This window comes from Ralstonia sp. RRA (assembly GCF_037023145.1).
In the GTDB taxonomy this organism is placed as follows: domain Bacteria; phylum Pseudomonadota; class Gammaproteobacteria; order Burkholderiales; family Burkholderiaceae; genus Ralstonia.
In genome coordinates, this window is record NZ_CP146092.1 from 1,643,029 (window position 1) to 1,662,887 (window position 19,859).

The 19,859-nt window shown below is 64.2% G+C and carries 20 protein-coding genes; 2 read left to right on the forward strand and 18 right to left on the reverse strand.

Annotated features, from left to right (window positions below; translation table 11 throughout):
• Positions 1–52: 52 nt before the first annotated feature.
• The 11 genes from V6657_RS25420 to V6657_RS25470 form a co-directional block, all read right to left on the reverse strand.
• A complete protein-coding gene (locus tag V6657_RS25420; protein ID WP_048932106.1) occupies positions 53–1,318 on the reverse strand; it encodes an MFS transporter in 1,266 nt (421 codons plus the stop codon).
• Positions 1,319–1,395: 77 nt separating this feature from the next.
• Positions 1,396–2,892 carry an aldehyde dehydrogenase gene (locus tag V6657_RS25425; RefSeq protein WP_048932107.1) on the reverse strand — a complete coding sequence of 499 codons (1,497 nt, stop codon included), beginning with the start codon at positions 2,890–2,892 and terminating at the stop codon, positions 1,396–1,398.
• 16 nt (positions 2,893–2,908) lie between these two features.
• Positions 2,909–3,712, reverse strand: coding sequence for an aspartate dehydrogenase (locus V6657_RS25430; protein ID WP_048932108.1), 804 nt, complete (start codon positions 3,710–3,712; stop codon positions 2,909–2,911).
• Between the two features lie 32 nt (positions 3,713–3,744).
• Positions 3,745–5,472 carry a thiamine pyrophosphate-binding protein gene (locus V6657_RS25435; RefSeq protein ID WP_048932109.1) on the reverse strand — a complete coding sequence of 576 codons (1,728 nt, stop codon included), beginning with the start codon at positions 5,470–5,472 and terminating at the stop codon, positions 3,745–3,747.
• Positions 5,465–6,268 carry an SDR family oxidoreductase gene (locus V6657_RS25440; RefSeq protein WP_048932159.1) on the reverse strand — a complete coding sequence of 268 codons (804 nt, stop codon included), beginning with the start codon at positions 6,266–6,268 and terminating at the stop codon, positions 5,465–5,467. Before V6657_RS25440 ends, V6657_RS25435 begins: the two co-directional genes overlap by 8 nt.
• Positions 6,269–6,270: 2 nt before the next feature.
• Complete coding sequence (locus tag V6657_RS25445) at positions 6,271–7,098, reverse strand: IclR family transcriptional regulator (RefSeq protein WP_048932110.1); 828 nt, start codon at positions 7,096–7,098, stop codon at positions 6,271–6,273.
• A 12-nt stretch (positions 7,099–7,110) separates the two neighbouring features.
• A complete protein-coding gene (locus tag V6657_RS25450) occupies positions 7,111–8,013 on the reverse strand; it encodes an alpha/beta hydrolase (RefSeq protein WP_048932111.1) in 903 nt (300 codons plus the stop codon).
• Positions 8,014–8,017: 4 nt separating this feature from the next.
• Positions 8,018–8,554 carry a cupin domain-containing protein gene (locus tag V6657_RS25455; RefSeq protein ID WP_039600406.1) on the reverse strand — a complete coding sequence of 179 codons (537 nt, stop codon included), beginning with the start codon at positions 8,552–8,554 and terminating at the stop codon, positions 8,018–8,020.
• A 32-nt stretch (positions 8,555–8,586) separates the two neighbouring features.
• Complete coding sequence (locus V6657_RS25460; RefSeq protein ID WP_048932112.1) at positions 8,587–9,360, reverse strand: SDR family oxidoreductase; 774 nt, start codon at positions 9,358–9,360, stop codon at positions 8,587–8,589.
• A complete protein-coding gene (locus tag V6657_RS25465) occupies positions 9,353–10,420 on the reverse strand; it encodes an aromatic ring-hydroxylating dioxygenase subunit alpha (protein WP_048932113.1) in 1,068 nt (355 codons plus the stop codon). The genes V6657_RS25460 and V6657_RS25465 overlap by 8 nt, the downstream gene beginning before the upstream one ends.
• A 71-nt stretch (positions 10,421–10,491) precedes the next feature.
• Positions 10,492–10,797 carry a recombinase-like helix-turn-helix domain-containing protein gene (locus tag V6657_RS25470; RefSeq protein WP_048932114.1) on the reverse strand — a complete coding sequence of 102 codons (306 nt, stop codon included), beginning with the start codon at positions 10,795–10,797 and terminating at the stop codon, positions 10,492–10,494.
• A gap of 458 nt (positions 10,798–11,255) precedes the next feature.
• On the opposite strand from V6657_RS25470, the gene V6657_RS25475 reads away from it, so the two are divergent.
• A complete protein-coding gene (locus V6657_RS25475; RefSeq protein ID WP_048932115.1) occupies positions 11,256–12,794 on the forward strand; it encodes a methyl-accepting chemotaxis protein in 1,539 nt (512 codons plus the stop codon).
• A 10-nt stretch (positions 12,795–12,804) separates the two neighbouring features.
• On the opposite strand, the gene V6657_RS25480 is transcribed toward V6657_RS25475, so the two are convergent.
• Positions 12,805–13,272, reverse strand: a complete 468-nt coding sequence (locus V6657_RS25480) for a GNAT family N-acetyltransferase (RefSeq protein ID WP_048932116.1) — start codon at positions 13,270–13,272, stop codon at positions 12,805–12,807.
• Positions 13,273–13,681: 409 nt separating this feature from the next.
• Complete coding sequence (locus tag V6657_RS25485) at positions 13,682–13,933, reverse strand: DUF2798 domain-containing protein (protein ID WP_048932117.1); 252 nt, start codon at positions 13,931–13,933, stop codon at positions 13,682–13,684.
• Positions 13,934–14,040: 107 nt separating this feature from the next.
• Here V6657_RS25485 and V6657_RS25490 point away from each other — a divergent pair, with 107 nt between their 5' ends.
• Positions 14,041–14,949, forward strand: coding sequence for a LysR family transcriptional regulator (locus V6657_RS25490; RefSeq protein WP_048932118.1), 909 nt, complete (start codon positions 14,041–14,043; stop codon positions 14,947–14,949).
• 3 nt (positions 14,950–14,952) lie between these two features.
• On the opposite strand, the gene V6657_RS25495 is transcribed toward V6657_RS25490, so the two are convergent.
• The 5 genes from V6657_RS25495 to V6657_RS25515 are packed head-to-tail and all read right to left on the reverse strand — an operon-like array spanning position 14,953 to position 19,694.
• Complete coding sequence (locus V6657_RS25495; RefSeq protein ID WP_048932119.1) at positions 14,953–15,432, reverse strand: hypothetical protein; 480 nt, start codon at positions 15,430–15,432, stop codon at positions 14,953–14,955.
• Between the two features lie 31 nt (positions 15,433–15,463).
• Positions 15,464–16,246 (reverse strand): FAD:protein FMN transferase, encoded by a 783-nt coding sequence (locus V6657_RS25500; protein WP_048932120.1) that lies wholly within the window; start codon positions 16,244–16,246, stop codon positions 15,464–15,466.
• Between the two features lie 8 nt (positions 16,247–16,254).
• Positions 16,255–16,815, reverse strand: coding sequence for an FMN-binding protein (locus V6657_RS25505; protein WP_048932121.1), 561 nt, complete (start codon positions 16,813–16,815; stop codon positions 16,255–16,257).
• A 37-nt stretch (positions 16,816–16,852) separates the two neighbouring features.
• Positions 16,853–18,247, reverse strand: coding sequence for a porin (locus tag V6657_RS25510; protein WP_048932122.1), 1,395 nt, complete (start codon positions 18,245–18,247; stop codon positions 16,853–16,855).
• Between the two features lie 31 nt (positions 18,248–18,278).
• On the reverse strand, positions 18,279–19,694 hold the full coding sequence (locus V6657_RS25515; protein ID WP_048932123.1) for a cytochrome-c peroxidase: 1,416 nt from the start codon (positions 19,692–19,694) through the stop codon (positions 18,279–18,281).
• Between the last annotated feature and the right edge of the window lie 165 nt (positions 19,695–19,859).

Here is a 19,859-nt window from a genome sequence, read left to right on the forward strand (position 1 = left end):
GGCGCCGCGTGGCCTCGGGTGGCCGGCGAGCGCTGTGATTCGTTGCGGGTTGTCAGTGCACCGTGCCAGGGACGGCGCGCGTGGCTGCCTCTCCCTTGCGCAGCAGGGCCAGTCCACACAGCAGTACGATCAATTGGGTACCCACCAGGCTGCCGAAACCGGCAGCAAGGCCACCACCGCCCCCCAACCCGATCACGACACCCATGATGGCCGGCATAAAACCCGCCACCAGACTGCCCACACCATTGGTGACACCAAACGCGCACGCAACGTGCTCAGGCTTGGCGTTGAACTGCACGGTGCTGGGGATGGCCGGGCTCTGCAGGCCCCAGCACAGGCTGGCGGCCGTCAGCCAGTAAGCGGCGGCATAGCGGTCGGTGCTATTGATGGCCAGCAGCACTGCCACCGCCACGCCCAAACTGCCGAACACGAAGATCAGCGGAATGCGGCGACGCGGGATGAGATCCAGCAACAGCCCGCCCAGCAGCACACCGAGCACTGCAGCGTATTGCGGCATCGATGCCATCCAGCCCATCTCGCGCAGGGAAAAGCCACGCGCTTCCTTCAGGTAGGTCGGCAACCAGTTGCTGCTGCCCCACAGGTAGGAAAGGAAGGCGGCGGTCAGCACCGTCATGGTCAGGATGTGGCGCGTGTGGAAGGCACCGCGAAACATCTCACCAACCGTGTTCAGCGCAGCCGGGAGCGACTCCGGCTTAGGGATAGCCGCGTAACGCGCCGGCATGCGCACAAACGCCAGCACCAGCGGAATGCCCAAGAGCAGATTAAGGAGGCCGAGCAGATGGAACGACGCTTCCCAGTCGGCGCTGGCAATGGCGTAGCCCACCAGCGGATAACCCACCGCCAAGCCGACACCGGTGCCCATGTTGAAGATCGCGTTGGGCTTGCCGCTTTCCCGGCTGTCGAAATGAGCCTTGATGTAGGACGCGCCCAGCGAGAACAGCGGACCTTCGGCAAAGCCGAGAATAAAGCGGGACGCCAGGATCTCGATGTAACTGTTGAACCAAGGCGAAACCATGGTGATCAGCCCCCACAGGCAGAGCCCGTAGATCAAGCTGCGGCGCACGCCAAACAGGGCAGCACAAAACGGAGTGAACACAATGGCGGACAAGCCGTAGCCAGCCATGAAGGCCGTGGCCAACAACCCTTGGCCGCTGCGGTCATTGGCGGCTAGACCAATATGCTGCAGAAAGTCATGCTGCGTGATCAGCACCGCAATATTGATGCGATCGATGTACGAAATGGCGACGACCAGGAACAACACGACCACGCCAAACCAGCGTTGCGCACTTGAGTTCATTGCGAGCTCCTTTGCGCGTTGCGTTGATGCGATTTCATTCTTTTGTCTCCTCACACCTGCCCCGGGGCTTCAATGCTTCAATTGGCCCAGGCCAGCGGTTGTTCGTTCAGGCCCCAGTAGAGGCTCTTCTGCTCCATGTACTGCAGGATGCCCAGGCGGCCCTTCTCGCGGCCCAGGCCGCTGTCGCGCCAGCCGCCAAACGGCGTCGAGATCGAGAACTGCTTGTACGTGTTGATCCACACGTTGCCGGCCTGCACCGCGCGGCCGATGCGCCAGGCGCGCTTGTAGTCGCGCGTCCAGATGCCGGCGGCCAGTGCGTAGACGCTGTCGTTGGCCTGCTCGATGAGCTCCTCTTCATCGTCGAACGGCATGGCAACGAGCACCGGGCCGAAGATCTCTTCCTGGCAAATGCGCGCGCTGTTGGTGAGGCCTTCGATGATGGTGGGCGTATAGAAGTAGCCCGACTCACAGCCGGCGATGTCCGGGCGCAGACCGCCGGTGCGCAGGTGGCCGCCCTCTTCCACGCCCATCGCCACGTAAGACTCGATGGTCTCGCGGTGGCGATCGGTGATCAGCGGCCCCATCTGCGTGGACTCGTCGGCCGGGTTGCCGACACGCAGGCGTGCTGCGGCAGCCGCCAGGCGGTCCATGAACGGCTCATACAGCGAGCGCGCCACGAACAAACGCGAACCCGCGATGCACGACTCGCCCGACGAGCTGAAGATGCCGTACAGCACACCGTTGACCGCGTGGTCGAGATCGGCGTCTTCAAACACCATGGTCGGCGACTTGCCACCCAGCTCCAGCGACACCGGCATCATCTTGTCAGCCGCGATATGCGCGATATGGCGGCCAGTGTTCGTGCCGCCCGTGAACGACACGCGGCGCACCAGCGGGTGCTTAGTGATCGCGTCGCCAATGACCGAACCCTTGCCCGGCAGCACGCTGATCATGCCCTTGGGCACGCCGGCCTCTTCGCAGATGGCAGCCAGTTCCAGCGCCATCAGCGGCGTGACTTCAGCAGGTTTGACGACGACGGCGTTGCCAGCGGCCAGCGCAGGCGCCATCTTCTGCGCCTCGCTGGCGATGGGCGAATTCCACGGTGTGATGGCCGCCACCACGCCCATGGGCTCGTGCACGCTCATCGTCAGGCAATCGCCGCGCGCAGGCGTGAGGGATTCTTCCAGCGTCTCGCAAGCAGCGCCGAAGAATTGGAACGTCGCGGCCGCGCTCGCCACCAGGGCGCGCGTTTCGTTGATCGGCTTGCCGTTGTCCAGGCGCTGGCGCTGGGCCAGGGCTTCGCTGCGCGAGCGGATCAACTCGGCCACGCGGTACAGCACAGCCGCACGCTCATGCGGCTTACGCTGTGCCCAGCCGCTGGAGAGGAAGGCACGGTAGGCACCGGCCACGGCCTCTTCCACATCGGCCACGCTGGCAGCGTTGAGTTCAGCCACGACTTCGCCCGTGGCGGGGTACCGCGTGACATAGCGCTCGCCGGTGCCGAGGCGCCATTCGCCTGCAATGCAGATCGGCAACAAAGCGGTTGCGGTTGGATTCAGGGTGGAGACAGTCATGGCGCTGTGGCCTCACTCAGATCGAAACAGCGTGCGCGCGGTTGCCCAGCGCACGCACCACGCTGAACACCGTCAGCGCAGAAGTCTTGGGATTGGCTGCCAGCGGCTTGCCGCGCATGGTCAGCTCGAAGCCGCCAAAGGCGCCACGTGCCTCGACGTGGTGGATGTTCTCGTCCACCGTCGGATCGGCCAGCAGCTTGACGTGTGTGTGTTCCAGCCCCAGGCCTGCCAGCGACAGCGTGGCCGCCACGTTGGCGTTCTTCGGGAACAGGCGCGCAGCCTCACGGGCATTGCCTTCGAAAATCACGGTCGGCTCGCTCAGCGCATCCAGGTCGAATTGCTGATCGGCCGGCGTGTCCTTCCAGGCACGCGGGGGCTTGCGGCCGGTGTAAACCACAGCATCCAGCCCGCCAAGCCGCGCGGCGGCCAGCGCATCGATGGCCCCGATGGCGCCTGACAGCAACTGCATCTGCGCGTTGCCACGCCGTGCTGCAGCTTCCAGACGCTCGGCCACGCCCGGTTCGGACAACGCACCGACGGACACCACTAGGCAATCAATGCCCTGCTCCAGCGCCGGCACCACGTGCTCTTCCAGCGCGTCATGCCCGGCGCATTCGACCAGCAGGTCGGGGCGTGCATCGGGGGATAGATGCGTGACTACGCGTGCGTTCGGCGCGAGCGGGGCAATGGCCTCGCGCGCCTTGTCCATCGCGTGCTCAGGCACGATCACGGCATCAAAGCAGACGTCCGGATCGCTCTTGAGCAGCTCCAGCACGCCCTGCCCGATCGCTCCGCAACCGACCATCGATACATGCAGCATGTCCGGCTCCTTGGGTTGGCTCAGTTGCGGGTTCACGCCACCACCGTGGTGCGTTCGGCTGCGCGTTCGCCCTGCCCTTCCTTGGCCAGCTGGTTGACCGGCGGGCCCGCAAAGATGGTCTTGAAGCTGCCGATGGAGAGCATGTCGATCTCCAGCAGGAACGGGCCCTCACCGCTAGCGGCCTCGTTCAGTGCGTTGCCCACGTCGGCCAGATCCGACACGCGGCGATGGCGTAACTGCAGGGATTGCGAGAGCGCCGTGTAGTCCGGCGTATGCAGATCCACGTAATGACGGCGGCCGCCGTACTGCGCGTCCTGGATGTTCTTGATGACGCCGTAGCCCTTGTCGTTCATCAGCACGATGACGAGGTTGGCACGCTCCTGCACGGCCGTTGCCAGCTCACCCAGGTTCAGGATGAAACCGCCGTCGCCGGCCAGGCAGAACGTGGTCTTGCCCGATCCGGTTGCCGCGGCACCGATGGCCGCGCCAATGCCCATCGCCAGGCCTTGGCCGATGCCGCCGCCCAACGCATGCACGCCGGCACGCGAATCGAAAATACGCAGGTGACGGTTGCCCCAGGTGCTGTTCGATACCGTCACATCGCGCACCCAGTTGAACTCACGGCCCACGGCAGCCTGCAGGGCTTCCACCAGCTTCGAGTACGGGCCGAGGCCATCGACCAGTGCACCGACTGCCGTCTCATGCGCGGCACGCAGGTCGCCGGCAAATGCCGCGTCGATCTGCATCTTCTTCTCCAGTCGATCGGCCAGACCGTCCAGTGCGAGGGCCGAGTCGCCACAGACGAAGTAGTCGCTGGCGTAGCAGCGGCCTTCTGCCGAAGCATCCGCATCAATGCGGTACAGCGGACGCGGCAGCTTCAGTTCGTACTTGAGCGTTTCATTGCCGCGCAAGCGCGAGCCGACTACGACCATCGCATCGCACGTCTGGTAGAACGCCTCGACCGGCTTGTGCAGATTGAAGGCACCCAGCGAGCGCGGATCGTCTTCCGGCACAATGCCGCGGCCTTGCGTGCTGGTCACCACGCCAAAGCCCAGGTCCATCAGGCGCTTGACCTGCTTCGCGGCATGGCGGGCACCACCGCCCAGCCACAGCATCGGGCGGCGCGCACGCGACAGGCGCTCGGCCAGCTCATCCAGCGCATGCGCCGACGGCACATGCTGCGGCACGAGCAGCGGGCGCAGGTCGGTCGGCATCGGGATCAGCGCGGCCTGGATGTCGATGGGGATCTCCACGCTCACCGGGCCGGTCGGGGCCGTCAGTGCGGTCTGCACAGCCAGCTTCATCGTGCTGATGGCGGTGTCTGCGCTACGGATGCGGAAGGCCGCCTTCGACACCGACTTGAGCATCGTGAGCTGGTCCGGCGCTTCGTGGATGTAGGCCAGGCTTTGGTCCAGATACGGCGTTTCGATCTGGCCCGTGATATGCAGCAGCGGCGTACCAGCAGTCAGGGCTTCGACCATTGCGCCGGCGGCATTGCCGGCAGCGGTACCGGTGCTGGTCAGGCACACGCCCAGGCCACCCGTGGTGCGGGCATAGGCATCGGCCATGTTGGTGCCGCCTGCTTCGCCGCGCGCCATGATGAAGCGGATCTTGCCGCGCTCGCCCATCGCATCGAGGATGGGCATGTTGTGGATGGAGATCACGCCAAAGGCGGCCTTGACCTCGCAGGATTCCAGGAAGGCTGCAATCGCGTGGCCCACGGTGACCAGTTGTTGTTCCTGTGGTTGTCTATTAAGCATGACGGGAGTGTCCTCCGGAGATATCGATATGGCTGCCCGTGGTGTACGAAGACAACGGCGAGGCAAGGAACAGAATGGCGCGGGCTGCCTCTTCGGGCAGGCCCAGGCGGCCAAGGGGAATATGTTTTTGCGTGGCCAGGCGGCGCGTCCACGCGGCCCAGTCCAGATGCTTGTCTTCTTCGGGGCGCGCCTCAAAGCGGCGCCGCCACTGGCCGGACTCGACCAACCCGATCAGGATGCCGTTGACGCGCACGCCCTTCGGTGCAAATTCGGTCGCCATCGAGCGCACCAGGTTGAGCACCCCCGCCCGCGCGGCCGACGTGGCGACCATGTGCGGCTCAGGCTGCTGCGCGAGCAGCGAATTCACGCAGACGATCGCACCGTGCGCGGAGCGCTCCAGTTGCGGCATGAACGCGCGCGTCGGGTGGATGACGGAGAAGAACTTGAGATGCAGCTCCTGCGTCCATGCGGCATCGTCGGTGTCGGCAAACGTCGAGACGCGGCCCTGGCCGGCGTTGTTGACCAGCATGTCGATGGGGCCAAGCGCTTGCTCCACCGCATCGGCAAACGCAGCCATCTGCGCGGCATCAAGCACATCGCAGGTTGCGGCGAACAACTTCGCGCTCGGGAATCGGCTGCGCAGGTGTTGTTCAGCTTGTGCAAGACGTTCTGCATTGCGACCGCACAGCGCCACAGCGGCACCGGCTTCCAGCAGCAGTTCAACGGTGGCGAGGCCGATGCCCGAGGAGCCCCCGGTCACCACAGCGGTCTTGCCCGTCAGATCGATCATCGGCATGGTCATTCCCGGAACAGGTTGACGACCTTGCCGCTGGCGGGGCGGTAGTCCAGCAGGTACGACAGCTCGCCGGCGGCAGCGCGCACCTTGTCGATCATCGAATCCAGCTGTGCTGGCTCGATGCGCGGTGACGGGATCGTCGTGCCGAGCGCGGCGACCACCTTGCCGCCGCGATCCAGCACGGGCGCTGCAATCGTCGAGATGTTGGCCTCAAAGAAGCCCTCTTGCAGCACGTAGCCATGGTCTCGATCACGCTGGACCATCTCGAACAGCTCTTCCACCGTGCGCGGCGTGTTGGCAGAGAACGCTTCCAGTTGAGGCTCCGGATAGAGCTGGCGCAACTCAGCCAGTGACAGATCCGCCAGCAGCACACGGCCCAGCACGGTGGCATGCGCGGGCAACCGCGTGCCGACATTGACGGAGCTCGTGAACGGCGTGGGCGCCACCGATTTCGCCACATAGACGATCGAGCGGCCATCGCGCACCACGAGGTTGCACGGATAGTGGATGTCGTCGCGCAGGCGATCGAGCAGCGGGCGGCCTAGCTCGGTCAACTCCAGCGAGGCGAGGTATTCAAAGCCCAGGCGCAGCACCGCCATGCCAAGGCGGAAATCGCGGCCGCCATCGACGCGCTCGATAAAGCCCATCACTTCAAGCGTGGTCAGCAGGCGGAACACCGTCGAGCGCGGCACTTTCAGCCGGCGCGCCAGTTCCGGTGCAGACAGCACACGATCTTTGTGGCTGAACTCGCAGAGCAGGCGCAGGCCGCGTTCGAGCCCGGGGACGATGTACTTTTCCTGCACGTCTTCGGAGATGAGGTCGTTGCTCATACGTGTTGGCGCTTACGCGTTTCGGGATTGGGAGAGGACGGCTTGTTCGATCCAGCCAGCAACAGCATCCGGTGCATCGATATAGGAGGCGTGTCCGGCAGACGGCACGAGCGCGAACGGCAGACCGAACGTCTCGGCCAGGGCTTCACAGCCTTGCGGCGGTGTGATGCCGTCAACATCGCCGCATGCCACATGGGCGTGTGTCGATGCCGGACGTTTGCGCAGATAGGCGCCGATGTCGTCGCCGCTTAGCATCGCCACAGCCTGGCGATAGCCGCCATCGTTCAGGCGTTTCATGTTCCAGCGCACCCAGGCACGTTCTTCGCCGGTGGCATCGGGGCGCAGCAGGTGCGCGTGGCGCGATTCGGCCATCCCCTCGATACCCAGTTGGTCAAGCGTGGCTAGGCGCTGCGCTTGCACACTGCGGGACTTGGCTTCCTGCCCCGGCTGGCCGTAACCCTGTGCCGGGTTCAGCAGCAACAGGTGTTTCGGCTGCATCGCCAGGGGTGCGTCGGCCACATAGGCCGAAGCCATCAATGCGCCAAGGGAATGCCCGACAAGCACGTCCGGCTTGACGTGGAGCACAGCGAGCCAGGCGCGCAGCCGCGCGGCATAGTTGGCCGCGCGCGGCTCGTGCCGCTCCAGGGGTGTGGAGTTGCCGTAGCCCGGCGCATCCCACGCAAGCACACGCGTGCTTTGCGAAAGCAACTGCGCGCAAGGCAGCCATGACGCCGCACTGGAGCTGATGCCGTGCAACAGCACCACCACCGGCCCGCGATCGCCCCATTGCCGATAACCGACGCGATCGCCGCGCTCGCTGATCACAGCGGTGCGTTCGGCAAACTCAGCGCCGAGCAACGCCAGCGCATCAGCAACGCGCAACGGATGAGAAGACATGACAGCCTGCGCACACATGGCATCAACGCTTGATCTTGGCGAGCGGATGCTCGGGCGGATACGTCGGCGTAATCGGCTTCTTGGCGCCGAGCATCACGCACATGAGCGCGTCTTCGTCGCCGATGTTGATTTCTTCGCGGTACACACCGGGCGGCACCGAAACGAGGTCGCGATCGGTCAGGATGGTCTCAAAGCGCTCGCCGTCCTTCTCCAGGACCAGCTTGAGCTTGCCGCGGATGACGAAGAACACCTCTTCCACATCAGTGTGCAGGTGCGACGGGCCTTCGTGGCCGGCCGGGATGACCATGGTCGAAAACGTGAAGTGCTCCGACGGCACCGTGTTGGTGTCAGCCGCCACGCCCGTGCCGCCCGTGCCGAGGTAGCGCATTTGCGCACGGCGATATTTCGGGTCGTAGTCGGCCTGGAACTTGAGGGCGTCCCAGTCGTAGCGGCGGGTAGCGAAACGCGCTACGCGGCTGTTCATCCAGTCCTCAAACGACGCGCCTTCCGGGCGGTCCCACGTGCGCTGCACTTGCTGTTGTTCGGAGAGATCGCTCATCGAATACCTCTTCTCAATGGTGTGTGGTTGCGTTACTGCATGACAAAACCGCCGTTGACGGCCAGCGTCTGGCCCGTCACGAATCGGGAGAGATCGGACAGCGCGAACAGCACGGCGCCGCAGACGTCGTCGGGCACCTGGTCGCGCGAGATGGCGCGCTGATCGCGGTATAGCGCGTGGCGGTGCGCCGGCACGTATTCCGTGGCTTCCACCAGCGTCAGTCCCGGCGCGATGGCGTTGACGGTGATGCCGTCAGCACCGCATTCGCGCGCCAATGACTTGGTCATGCCGATGACGGCGCTCTTGCTGGCCACATAGGCCAGTAGGTTCGGCGCGCCCCACAGCGGCGTGTCCGACGACAGGTTGACGATGGCGCCACGGCCCGACGCCTTGAGCGCCGGCAGGCAGGCCGTCGTCATCAGCCAGGTGCCGCGCACGTTGACGTTCATCACGCGGTCCCAGGTGTCGACGTCGATGGACGAGGCATCGCGCCCGCCCGAGTTGGTGATCGCCGCGTTGTTGACGAGGCCGTCGAGCCCGCCCAGTGCCTGCGTAGCCGCAGCAGCACAAGCCTGGATGGAAGCCGGGTCACCGAGGTCAAGCGTGAAGCCATGGGCTTCGAAGCCGGCCGCGCGCAGTGCTGCGGCCTCCTCCTGCACACGCTCGCCCAGGATGTCTGCCAGCGCGACCGCACCACCCGCTTCGGCGATGGACTTGGCGAACGCCAGACCCAGCCCGCGTGCGGCGCCTGTGACGAGCACCTTGCGGCCGGCCAGCAGCCCGGTGGCAGGATTGCGCTCAGGCATGTTGGGCTTCCGAAGCAATGGGCTTGAGCATGGCGACCGGCGCATCGGCCAGTTCAGCTGCGGCGCGGCGGGCCAGGATGCGGCGGATGCGCGTGATGCCGATGTCGTGCTGATACAGCGTCTCGTGGTCACGCGCCTCGGGTGCCAGCGATTCGAGCACCACACGGTCCTGCTCGAGGACATCCCAGTGCAGTCCTTCCAGGCGGTTGCGATACAGGAAGCGCCACACGTCGCGCTCCCAGCCCTGCACGTGGCGCGTGCGCCAGAAGTAGACGATGCAATGCTCTTCATCAACCGGCGTGGTAATGCCGATGATGGTGAATGGGCCACCCGGGCCCACCTTCGGCTGATACGGAATCGACAGGCGCAGCCACATCGTGCCGGTCTCGCCAAACTCGGTCCAATCGAAGTTCACACCGCGCTGGCCGGTCTTCTGGAACATGATGCCGTGCTCGGTTTCGAGCACTTCCATCACGGCCTTTTTCTCGCCGCTGGCCATCGAGTGCGACACGGCGTGCAGGTACGCGCCGTGCATCGGGTCCATGACGTTGTCGATGGCGTAGCGGTAGTTGACGTTCCAGTGCGCGAAGCAGAGGAAGTGGCTGTGCTCGTCGCTGGTCAGCTCTTCGGGCAGGCGCAACGTGCCGACAGCGTCGTCGTATTCAGACGGTGCCTTGTCGCCAAACCACAGGAAGATGGCGCCGGCACGTTCCTGCACCGGGTAGCTGCGCACGCAGGTCTTGCCTTCCATCGGGCAGGCGTCGACAGCCGGCACGCTGGTGACGGTGCCTTGACCATTCACTTCAACGCCGTGGTACCAGCAGGCCACGTGATCGCCCAGGTTCCAGCCCATCGACAGGCGCGCACCACGGTGCGGGCAGCGGTCTTCCAGTGCATGCACCTGGCCAGCGGTGTCGCGCCACAGCACGATGTTCTGGCTCAGGCGGGTGATGCCCACCGGCGCGTTCTTCACATTCCACGATGCCGCCACCGGATACCAGTAGTTGCGCAGACCGGTGTTGATGCGCGCTTCCTTCTGCGCTTCCTTGTTGCCTTCCATTGCTTGCCTCGCTTGATGGGGTTGCGCCGGCTGCCTCTGCGGGCAATACGGCGTCGAATCGTGTGTGGTGATCAGGCGCCCAGGCGGCGCATCTCGGCCAGGAAGGCGTCTTCCGTCCAGACGTCGCCGCCGGCAGGGTTGCGCGGGCCGCGTTCATTCAGCACGGCGACGATGTCTGCGGGCGTCTTGGCGCCACCGAGAAACGCAGCTTCAAGCGAATCGCCCAGTTGGTTCTCATACGGGGTCGGCTCGGCGGCGCGCGTCTGCCACACCAGATTGGCGACCTGACCCGGGCGCTCAACACGGCCCTTGCCAGCGACGTTGTTCGGAGAAATCGGCTCCCACGGAGCGAGGTCGGGGTTGAATTGCGGCTGCATTTTTGTCGACTCCATCACGTTTCACTTGTTTTACCTATGAAACGTCTGTTAATATCTGGAACACAGGTGCAACTATAGACCGCGTCTTCGAAATCGCAGATGCGGGATTACCCTATGGTTTTGCAAAGAAATGTGGCGCCAACAGTCGACCGCGCGGCCAGATGGCGCGCGGGACGCCGGTCTTGGCGAGGTGGGCCAGCCCTGCATCAATCGACAGCGCCCCCTCCCTCCTCTCCTACCCAGCACGCCGGCGCCAAAACCGGCAGCCCCTCCCCATCAATACCCACCCGCGCCAGCCCGCGTAACCGGAGATGCGGCGCGCAGGCCCTCCCTCTTTCGAGGGAAGTCTCTTCAGATATGCAACTGGTTGCCGTATCTCTATTCGTCGCGCACAAGGGGCGGCTGGCTCGCGGCTGGCCGGAATGCGACGGAGACACGCACGAGACAACAACAACCACATGAAACGACTGACCTTGAACGCCAAGCTGTACGCGACGCTTGCGCTGCTGTGGGTAAGCCTAAGCGCGCTGCTGGTGATCGGCCTGCTGGCCAACCGCGCCACCATGCTGAACGAGAAACGGCTGGACCTGCAGCACCAGATCGAAAGCGCCACCGCCGTCATCAAGTCGTACCAGGATCGCGCCGCCAAGCAGACCATGCCGGTGGACGACGCCAAACGCGCCGCGCTGGAAGCGCTACGCCCCATCCGCTTTGGCAAGACCGGCTACATCGGCGTGATGGATTCCGGGCAGGTGATCCGCCTGCTGCCGGTCAAACCCACTTCTGAGAACCAGCACGTCGACACCTTGAACGACCCAGCCGGCGTGCAGGCGGTCAAGCGCATCATTGGGGTCGGCACGGGCTTCATCGAATACGAATTTCCACGCCCGGGCACGGAGAAACCCGTTCCCAAGCTCACGTATGCACAGTACCTGTCCGACTGGGATTGGCACGTCTATACCGGCGCCTATATCGACGACATCGACGCCGTGCTGCGCGAGAACGCACTCAAGGGCACGGCCATCGTGCTGACCATCGGCCTGCTGCTGACGCTGCTGATGCTGGCGCTGATCCGCAACATCCAGCGCAGCCTGGGTGGCGAGCCTGGCTATGCCGCCGCCGTGTGCACGCAGATTGCCGATGGCGACCTGAGCGTGCCGGTTGCGCTGCGTGCAGATGACCGGTCAAGCCTGCTGCACGCCATGCATACGATGCAATCCACGCTCACTGGCACGGTGGCGCGCATCCAGTCCGGCATCGAGCAGATCAACGTGGCCTCCAAGCAGATAGCGGCAGGCAACGCAGACCTGTCGCAACGCACGGAAGAACAGGCTTCGTCGCTGGAAGAAACCGCATCGAGCATGGAGCAGCTCACGGGCATCGTGCGTCAGAACGCCGACAACGCCCGCCATGCCAGCGCACTTGCGGGCGATGCGTCCAGCACGGCCAGCCAGGGTGGCGAGGTGGTGGCGCGCGTGGTGTCCACCATGGGCGAGATCAGCGACAGCAGCCGCAAGATCGTCGACATCATCGGCGTGATTGAAGGGATTGCGTTCCAGACCAACATCCTCGCGCTCAACGCAGCCGTGGAGGCGGCGCGTGCGGGTGAGCAAGGCCGCGGATTTGCCGTGGTGGCGGGCGAGGTGCGCACGCTGGCGCAGCGCTCCGCAGCGGCGGCCAAGGAGATCAAGGCGCTGATTGGTGAATCCGCCGAGCGCGTAGCGACGGGCTCCACGTTGGTAAGCGAAGCGGGCGCCACGATGGAGCGTATCGTGCAAGCCATCGCGCGCGTCACGCAGATCATGGACGAGATCAGCGCGGCCTCTGCCGAACAGAGCAGTGGTATCGAGCAGGTCAACCAGGCCGTCACGCAGATGGACCAGGTGACGCAGCAGAACGCCGCACTGGTCGAGCAGGCCGCGGCGGCGGCGGAATCGCTGGAAGAACAGGCGCAGGAGCTGGCGCGGGCGGTCAGCGTGTTCCGCGTGGCGGGCTAGTGTCCAGGCGTTACAGAAACTTGCGGTAGACCACGAAGCCGGACTTTTCCGCCACCGTGTCGTAGAGCTTCATCGCCGTCGTGTTGGTCTCGTGCGTCTGCCAGTAGACGCGCGGCAGGCCGGCCTCTGCTGCACGCTGGTAGACGGCTTCGATCAGTGCGCGGCCCACGCCCTGCCCGCGCGCCGCTTGTGCGGTGAAAAGATCCTGCAGGTAGCAGGTCATCTGCACCTGCGTCGTGCTGCGATGGAAGAGGAAATGCACGATGCCGAGCAACGCGCCATCGCGCTCGGCAACCATGGCATAGACGGGTTCATGCTCGTCAAAGAAGCGCTGCCACGTCGTCTGCGTGACGAAGTCGGGCAAGGCGGTTTCCCCGGCACGGCCGTAGAAGGCGTTGTAGCCGTCCCAGAGGGGTTTCCAGGCCTCGTAGTCGTCTTGGCGGATGGGGCGGATCAGCAGTTCGGCAGATGCGGGCATGGTGGGCAGTCCGTGTGATGAGGCTGCCATTCTGCCGCACGGGGGCACGCACATGCGGGTAAGTCCTGAGGGCCTCCGAAAGTTTGACGAAAGCCGACGGGTCATACAGTGCAATCACTGCTTGGCGACGAACTCCGCCAGTGTGCAAGGTGGAGGCGGTCGGGTGTCAGGTAGGGCGCGTCGGGCAGCAATGCTTGGCAAGGATGGGCTTGCAGTGTGATTGGGGAATCCGCGCTGCGAGCTCAACCGAAGGTTGCCGAGTCAGTGTTGTCATGCGCGATTGGGTTGGTGACGTTGCGATTGGAACATCCGCATACCGCCAACCTGCGTGTCACACCGATTTTGATCGGTCTTTCCTGCTGTCAACTTTCGGCCCACCGTCCTCCCGGTGGGCCGATTTCTTTTTCAGTCAGGGCTGCAGCGCATCCGGCACCACCAGCCGTTGCGTCAGGCGCTGCACGGTGGGTGCGGCAACGAGCACGATGGTGAATGCTGCCGGCCAGGCCAGCACGAAGGCATGCGCCCAGCGGGCGACAAAGTCTGCGCTGAAGCCGGCATTGATCCAACCAATCCAGCCCGTCATCAGCAACGACATCAGACCAGACATCAGCCAGGCAAACGTGACACGGAGGCGCGTAGGTAGCGAAACAAGCATCGACATGGCGGTTCTCCTTGCAAAGCCATCAAATGTGATTGACGGTATGCTAGACAACCGTGTTTCAAGAAACTATAGATGTTTATTGAAACTTAAATTCCAAAAATGGAATCATGTTTGACGACTTGGCCCTCTTCGTTTCCATCGTGGACCACGGCAGCCTGCAGGCAGCGGCGCGCCACGCCAACCTGCCTGCAGCCACCCTCACACGGCGCCTGCAGAAGCTGGAGGCCACCCTCGGCTGCCAGCTCCTGCTGCGCAGCGCCCGCAGCCTGAAGCCGACGCCCGAAGGTCTGCTCTATTACGAGCAATGTCGCCCGCTGCTGACCGCGCTCACGCAAGCCACCGCAACACTCGACGACGATCTCAACCAGATCAAGGGCACCCTGCGCGTGCTGGCGCCGCTGAACCTGTCACGCGGGCTGCTGGGGCCGGCCTATGCGAGCTTCATGGCGGCGTGGCCGGAGATCCGACTGGAGCTATCCCTGAGCAATCGCAATGAAGATGTCTGGCGGCACGGCGCGGACCTTGCCATCCGCGTGGGCCAGCAGGATGACCCGAAACTACGCCAACGCCGGCTGGGGGTGATCGGGATCGTGCTGGTGGCCTCGCCCGCGTATCTGGCCGAGCGCGGCGCACCGGCGCATCCCCATGATTTGGAGACCCATCGGCTGCTGGTGGCGTCACCCATTTCCACCTGGCGCTTCACCTCGCCCGATGGCAACGAGACTATCGAGATGCAGCCGCAAGGGCAATGCGACGTGAACGATATCGAGCTGGCGGCTTCACTGGCCGAGGCGGGACAGGGCCTGCTGTATTGCCCGCGCACGCTGTGCCATGCAGCATTGGAAGCCGGCCGGCTGGTGCGCGTGCTGCCTGAATGGCGCACGCCACAACGTACCATCTATGCGGTGTGGCCACAGCAGCAATTGCCGCGCAAGGTACGCGCACTGCTGGAGCATCTGGCTGAATTCGCAGCGGCCAATCCGCTGTTGCAAGACGGGCCGGAGCTGCCCGTCTGACCCTCACATCTGGAAGGTCGACACCGCACGGCGCTTGCGGCGCCCGATCACAATGTGTACCCACAAGGCAATGCACACCACCCCCCCCGCCACCCAGTGCAGGATCTCTGCACCCTGGCGTGGCAGTTCGCCGTTGACGTAGTACAGCGCGTAGCCCGTCACCACCAGCACGGCAGTCAGCGTGCCAAACACGGCGCCCGCCATGCGATTGCGCCGCCGTACCCAGGCGTTGCGGATATGCGGGCCCCACAGCATGCCGAGCAGATACAAACCCGCCATGGCGGCTGCACCGTGCAGCTTCATGCTCCACGCCAACGCCAGCGTGCCGCCCTCGCTGCCGTCATCCAGAAAATGCAGCGCCAGCCAGACCAGGCCCGTCACCAGCAGCACGGCAAACACGCCATACACCATCCAGCGCCGGCGGCGGCTGAGGCGGAAGGCGCTTTCGCGCAGATGGTGCGTAAAACGAGGAGAGGCAGACATGACGGACTGGGCAACCGGTTAAGCCGGCGAGCTAAATGGGCGAGTATAGGGCCACCGTTGCACCGTACTGATTCAGAAGCGGATGCGTGACATCACCTGTGGCGAGCACGACCTTGGTCAATGCATCAGCCAGCATGCAGGTGGGCGCCTGCACAGTCGCCCCTGCCAGCGCTGGAAGATCGATTCGATCTGCATTGTGAATACGCGATGCGCTATCAGCACGCGCACCCAAACCGCCCGCCGTTGAACTCGCGAGTGCAGCATTGTCCAGCGTGACCGTCACGGCAATACGCGCCGCATTACGCGGGTCGCGCACCTGGACCGTCATCGGCCGGGCTCCGTGGTGGCGCAAATCTCCGCCGGCATTGACGACAGCGCGCTCGATTGCAAGCGCACGCATCACCTCGATCGCACGATCAACCGCGTAGCCCTTGGCGATGCCGCCCAGGTCCATCGATGCGCGGGTCTGCTTGATGAGGATGTCGCCGTCAAAGGCGATGGGAAAGCGCGTGTCGGCCAACTGTTCAGGTGTGCCGACACGGCAATCAAACGCACGCGCCGATGCGCCATACAGTGTGGCCGCAAGACGCAGCACGGTGAGCGTTCGGGGATCAACGTGCAGCTGTTCACCAGGCGCAGCACGGTTGATCGCCTGCAGTTCACTGTCCAGCGCGTGAAAGCTCAGCAGCGCGTGTACGGCGGCAATCTCGTCGAATGCCGCCGCCACGGCTGCATCTGCATCCGGCCCCGCGGCGTGCACGTCAACCAGCGTGCCGAGCAGCGGCCGCGCACGCCGGCAGACTCCTGGCTCCATCTGACGCGTCAGTTCTTGACCAGCGCCAATTGCGCCATCACCGCGATGCGCCGGATGCCGTCGGTCAGGTGCGTGCACGACAGCGTCGCCCCGCTGATGTTGTTGATGTCGTCACCAATGCGCAGCGCCGACTTGGCCGACTTGCCCAGGAACTGCGCACGCCACGGCTTGTTGCGGACTTCATAGCCGTGGCTCTCGCGGTACGTGAGGATCTCGACGCCGGTGATCTCGCCCGCTGGGTTCAGGCCCACGGCGTAGTTGATCAGCTCGAACTTGCCGATGACGGCATCGGTCACGACGTAGCCGATCGCTTTGTCGCCCTGCTTGGCTTGCCACACGCGCCAGACGCCGGGCTTGGCCTGGCCGCCTGCGCGGTCGGCCAGTTGCTTGAGCTGATCGGCCGACAGCGCGAGCGCCACCGGCTCAAAGCTGGTGGCATCGGGAAACATCGCCTTCTGGGCCTCGGCCGCGGTCATGTAGTCCGCTGCAAAAGCCTGCGTGATGACGACACCCGGTGCGCCCACGGCGGCGGCACACACGAGAACGATGGGCACTGGCTGGTAACGCATGGCTTGCGCCTCCTTCGGTTCTTTGGATTGCTACGGCTTAGAACGCGACGCCCAGACCCAGGTCGACGCGCGAGAAATCGCGGTTCTGCTTGAAGCGCTGGTAGTCGACCTTGAAGACCACGTTCGGGTTCAGATAGAAGTTCGCGCCGATGGTGTAAACCGTGTCGGACAGCGACGGCCAGCCAGCCGGCGACGTGAAGCCCGGTGCCAGACCTTCGTACTTCTCGCCCATGTTGTAACGCTCGTAGCGCACGAACGGCGCGAAGCGATAGTCGCCCTTCTGCCACAGGTTATAGGCCGCCTGCGCATACCAGCCGTAGAACGCTGCCGGCATCGGGTTGGAGGCACCCGGGTTTAGCTGATTGACGGCAGCGGTGTTGCTGAATGTGCCGCGCGCATACAGGGCAGACAGATCCCACTTGCCCGGCGTCCAGCGGGCATGCGCCTCATACAGCGTGGCGCGCTGCCCGGGTAGCACGGGGTCGGGGGTGTTCGTAGCATTCGCATTCGTGCGGCTGCTCTTGCCTGTAAAGACCGAGCCGCCAAGCGTCAAGCCCGAGATGCCGGTGTAGTTGAGCGCCACGTACTGCGACAGGTTCTTGGCGTTGGCCAGCGCCGCCTCCTGATGCGAGGTCTGCATCGGCGCCATGGCGTTGTTCTGCATGTCCAGCGCGGAAGTGAACTGCGGAAACTCCGGGTTGAAGTTCCACTTGGCCAGGTTAAGGCCGGTGGTCAGGCCCACATTCCAGTTCAGGCCGAAATCGGTATCGCCGTACAACGACAGGCCGGCTTCACGCCACGTGCTCGGGATGATCAGCGTCTCGACAAAGTTGCGGTGCACGCCGTAGTAGTTGGTCGGCTCGTGGTTGCGGTTGATGAAGCCCGCCGGAATCAGGAACAGGCCTGCATTCAGGCCGATCTTGTCGGTCAGCTTGTGGTCGATGTAGAACTGCTCAACCTCGAACTCGCCGACGTCCGACGACGAGGTGACACCGTGCTCGATCTCGAACTCGGAGTTGAAGCGCGTCTTATCGTTGAAGCGATAGCCGATGCCGAACACCGCGCGAGAGAGGTCGACCTTGCTGTCTTCGGAGCGACGGGTCGGGCGGTCGTAATTGAGTTCGCCATAGCCCCACAGCGTCAGGTTATCCAGCGGCGACGGCTTGGTCGACGCGAGCTGCGCCGTCTGCACGGTCTGCTGCACGTCTTGCAGGGCAGCGGTCTGCTGCGCCTGGGCCTTGGCCTGCGTCTGCTGCTGCGTGGCCAGCGTCGCGTTCTGCGACTTCACTTCCTTCAGCTCGGCCTTGAGCGCTTCGATCTGCGCGGCCATGGCATCAAGCTTCTGCTCCAGTTGCGAGGTCGTGGCGGCATTGGCCGCGCCGGTCCCCATCAAAGCGATGGCGGCGGCGGCCGACAAGGCGGTTCGTTTCATGCTGTGACGCTCCCTTGGTGTCTTGAATGGTTTATTTGGTGGTGCTCGTCTTGGCCTGCGTGGCTCCGCTGGCCGAGACGGTCTGGATACGGGCGGCACCCACGCTGGCGGCGGTCGAGCCGCATTGCGCCGGCACGTTGTAGGCAGACGGATTGGTCGGATCAAACCCATCGGTGAGCGTGCACAGGAAGTGCACGATGTCGCTCATCTCCTGATTCGTCAGCGACGGGGCCTTGGCCGGGTTGTACGGCACCTCTGCCACGTTCACGTTGCCATCGAAGGCAACCGGCAGGTCGTTGTACGGCACGTCAGGCGTGCCGTCGGCCTTGACGTACCAGCGGCCAGGATCGGTATCGCGCGTGACGTACCACGCCACGACCTGATCCAGCGTCTGGAACACACCGTTGTGGAAGTACGGGGCTGTGAGCGCAATGTTGCGCAGCGTCGGCACCTTGAAGCGGCCACATGTGGAGCCGCCGACGCGGAAGTCGGTCCGCAGCGGGCCGCACAAGCCCATGTCGTAATAGCTGTAGTTCGGATCGCCCAGCGCCAGGCCATTCTTCGGCACGTACGGCAGCGTGGTGCCCTCCTGGTTGGCGGCAAGACTCCAGTTGCGCGGGATGCCGACGTTGTCGTTGGTGAAGTCGGTAAACAGCGCTGGCGTAGTGCCCTTGCCCGTTGAGATATGGCAAGCGTTGCAGTTGCCCTTGGTCGGGTTGTTGAACAGCAGCAGGCCGCGCATCTCGGCGTCGGACAACGTTGCCTTGCCGGCGAGGTAGGCGTCGAACTTGCTGTCGAAGGTGTGGAAGCTCGGGTCTTCACTCTGATAGGCAGCCAGCGCGCGGCCGATGCTCTGCATCGCGGTCGTGCTGTCCTGGATGCCGACCTGGGTGAACACGGCCTTGAACTGTTCGAGGTACGGGCGTGTCAGCAACGTCTTGAGCACGTCGTCGGCCGAGGCGTTGGCCATCTCGAACGGATTCGTGAACGGCTGCTGTGCCTGGTCCGCCAGCGACGGCGAGCGGCCATCGCGGAAGAATCCCCCAGAGGTCTTGCCGGTGTTGTCGGTCTGGAAGGTCGGCGTGAACGACGCGTAGTTCAACGACGGCGCATTGCGCAGGCCCGGCAGATCGGAATTCGGCCCGCCAATCGATACGGCCAGGTTGTTCGGGTCGGTAAAGGCACGCGCCGGGTCATGGCACGACGCGCACGACTGCTTGCCCGAGGCGGAAAGCGTCTGATCAAAGAAGATCTGCTTGCCCACCTGCGCCATCGGCGACAGGGCGTTGGCTGCGGGTGTGCTCGACGACGTTGTGCTGCTCCCGCCATCTCCGCCACCGCAGGCCGTCACCAGCGCGGTGCAGGCTGCCATCCACATTGCACGCCATGACGCGCGCGCCGTCCGACGTGCGCGTACGCCGTCTCCTCCGTGTTCTTTTTCTTGCATTTCCCTGATCTCGGCGGCCTGTAGACTCACTCAAGCCGCTTAATTAATGGTAATAGGAACAATTCGCGTTCGCATTCTATGGAACTTTTTCACGAAAAGCTACGTTCTTTGTGGCGGTGCACATACGCGACGTCAGTGAAGTTGCGCATTGCCAACCCGTGATAT

Bases quoted from the DNA above. Each gene is read 5' to 3' on its own strand.
- V6657_RS25420 (WP_048932106.1), bottom strand. From the start codon at position 1,318: ATGAACTCAAGTGCGCAACGCTGGTTTGGCGTGGTCGTGTTGTTCCTG.
- V6657_RS25425 (WP_048932107.1), bottom strand. From the start codon at position 2,892: ATGACTGTCTCCACCCTGAATCCAACCGCAACCGCTTTGTTGCCGATC.
- V6657_RS25430 (WP_048932108.1), bottom strand. From the start codon at position 3,712: ATGCTGCATGTATCGATGGTCGGTTGCGGAGCGATCGGGCAGGGCGTG.
- V6657_RS25435 (WP_048932109.1), bottom strand. From the start codon at position 5,472: ATGCTTAATAGACAACCACAGGAACAACAACTGGTCACCGTGGGCCAC.
- V6657_RS25440 (WP_048932159.1), bottom strand. From the start codon at position 6,268: ATGCCGATGATCGATCTGACGGGCAAGACCGCTGTGGTGACCGGGGGC.
- V6657_RS25445 (WP_048932110.1), bottom strand. From the start codon at position 7,098: ATGAGCAACGACCTCATCTCCGAAGACGTGCAGGAAAAGTACATCGTC.
- V6657_RS25450 (WP_048932111.1), bottom strand. From the start codon at position 8,013: ATGTGTGCGCAGGCTGTCATGTCTTCTCATCCGTTGCGCGTTGCTGAT.
- V6657_RS25455 (WP_039600406.1), bottom strand. From the start codon at position 8,554: ATGAGCGATCTCTCCGAACAACAGCAAGTGCAGCGCACGTGGGACCGC.
- V6657_RS25460 (WP_048932112.1), bottom strand. From the start codon at position 9,360: ATGCCTGAGCGCAATCCTGCCACCGGGCTGCTGGCCGGCCGCAAGGTG.
- V6657_RS25465 (WP_048932113.1), bottom strand. From the start codon at position 10,420: ATGGAAGGCAACAAGGAAGCGCAGAAGGAAGCGCGCATCAACACCGGT.
- V6657_RS25470 (WP_048932114.1), bottom strand. From the start codon at position 10,797: ATGCAGCCGCAATTCAACCCCGACCTCGCTCCGTGGGAGCCGATTTCT.
- V6657_RS25475 (WP_048932115.1), top strand. From the start codon at position 11,256: ATGAAACGACTGACCTTGAACGCCAAGCTGTACGCGACGCTTGCGCTG.
- V6657_RS25480 (WP_048932116.1), bottom strand. From the start codon at position 13,272: ATGCCCGCATCTGCCGAACTGCTGATCCGCCCCATCCGCCAAGACGAC.
- V6657_RS25485 (WP_048932117.1), bottom strand. From the start codon at position 13,933: ATGTCGATGCTTGTTTCGCTACCTACGCGCCTCCGTGTCACGTTTGCC.
- V6657_RS25490 (WP_048932118.1), top strand. From the start codon at position 14,041: ATGTTTGACGACTTGGCCCTCTTCGTTTCCATCGTGGACCACGGCAGC.
- V6657_RS25495 (WP_048932119.1), bottom strand. From the start codon at position 15,432: ATGTCTGCCTCTCCTCGTTTTACGCACCATCTGCGCGAAAGCGCCTTC.
- V6657_RS25500 (WP_048932120.1), bottom strand. From the start codon at position 16,246: ATGGAGCCAGGAGTCTGCCGGCGTGCGCGGCCGCTGCTCGGCACGCTG.
- V6657_RS25505 (WP_048932121.1), bottom strand. From the start codon at position 16,815: ATGCGTTACCAGCCAGTGCCCATCGTTCTCGTGTGTGCCGCCGCCGTG.
- V6657_RS25510 (WP_048932122.1), bottom strand. From the start codon at position 18,247: ATGAAACGAACCGCCTTGTCGGCCGCCGCCGCCATCGCTTTGATGGGG.
- V6657_RS25515 (WP_048932123.1), bottom strand. From the start codon at position 19,694: ATGCAAGAAAAAGAACACGGAGGAGACGGCGTACGCGCACGTCGGACG.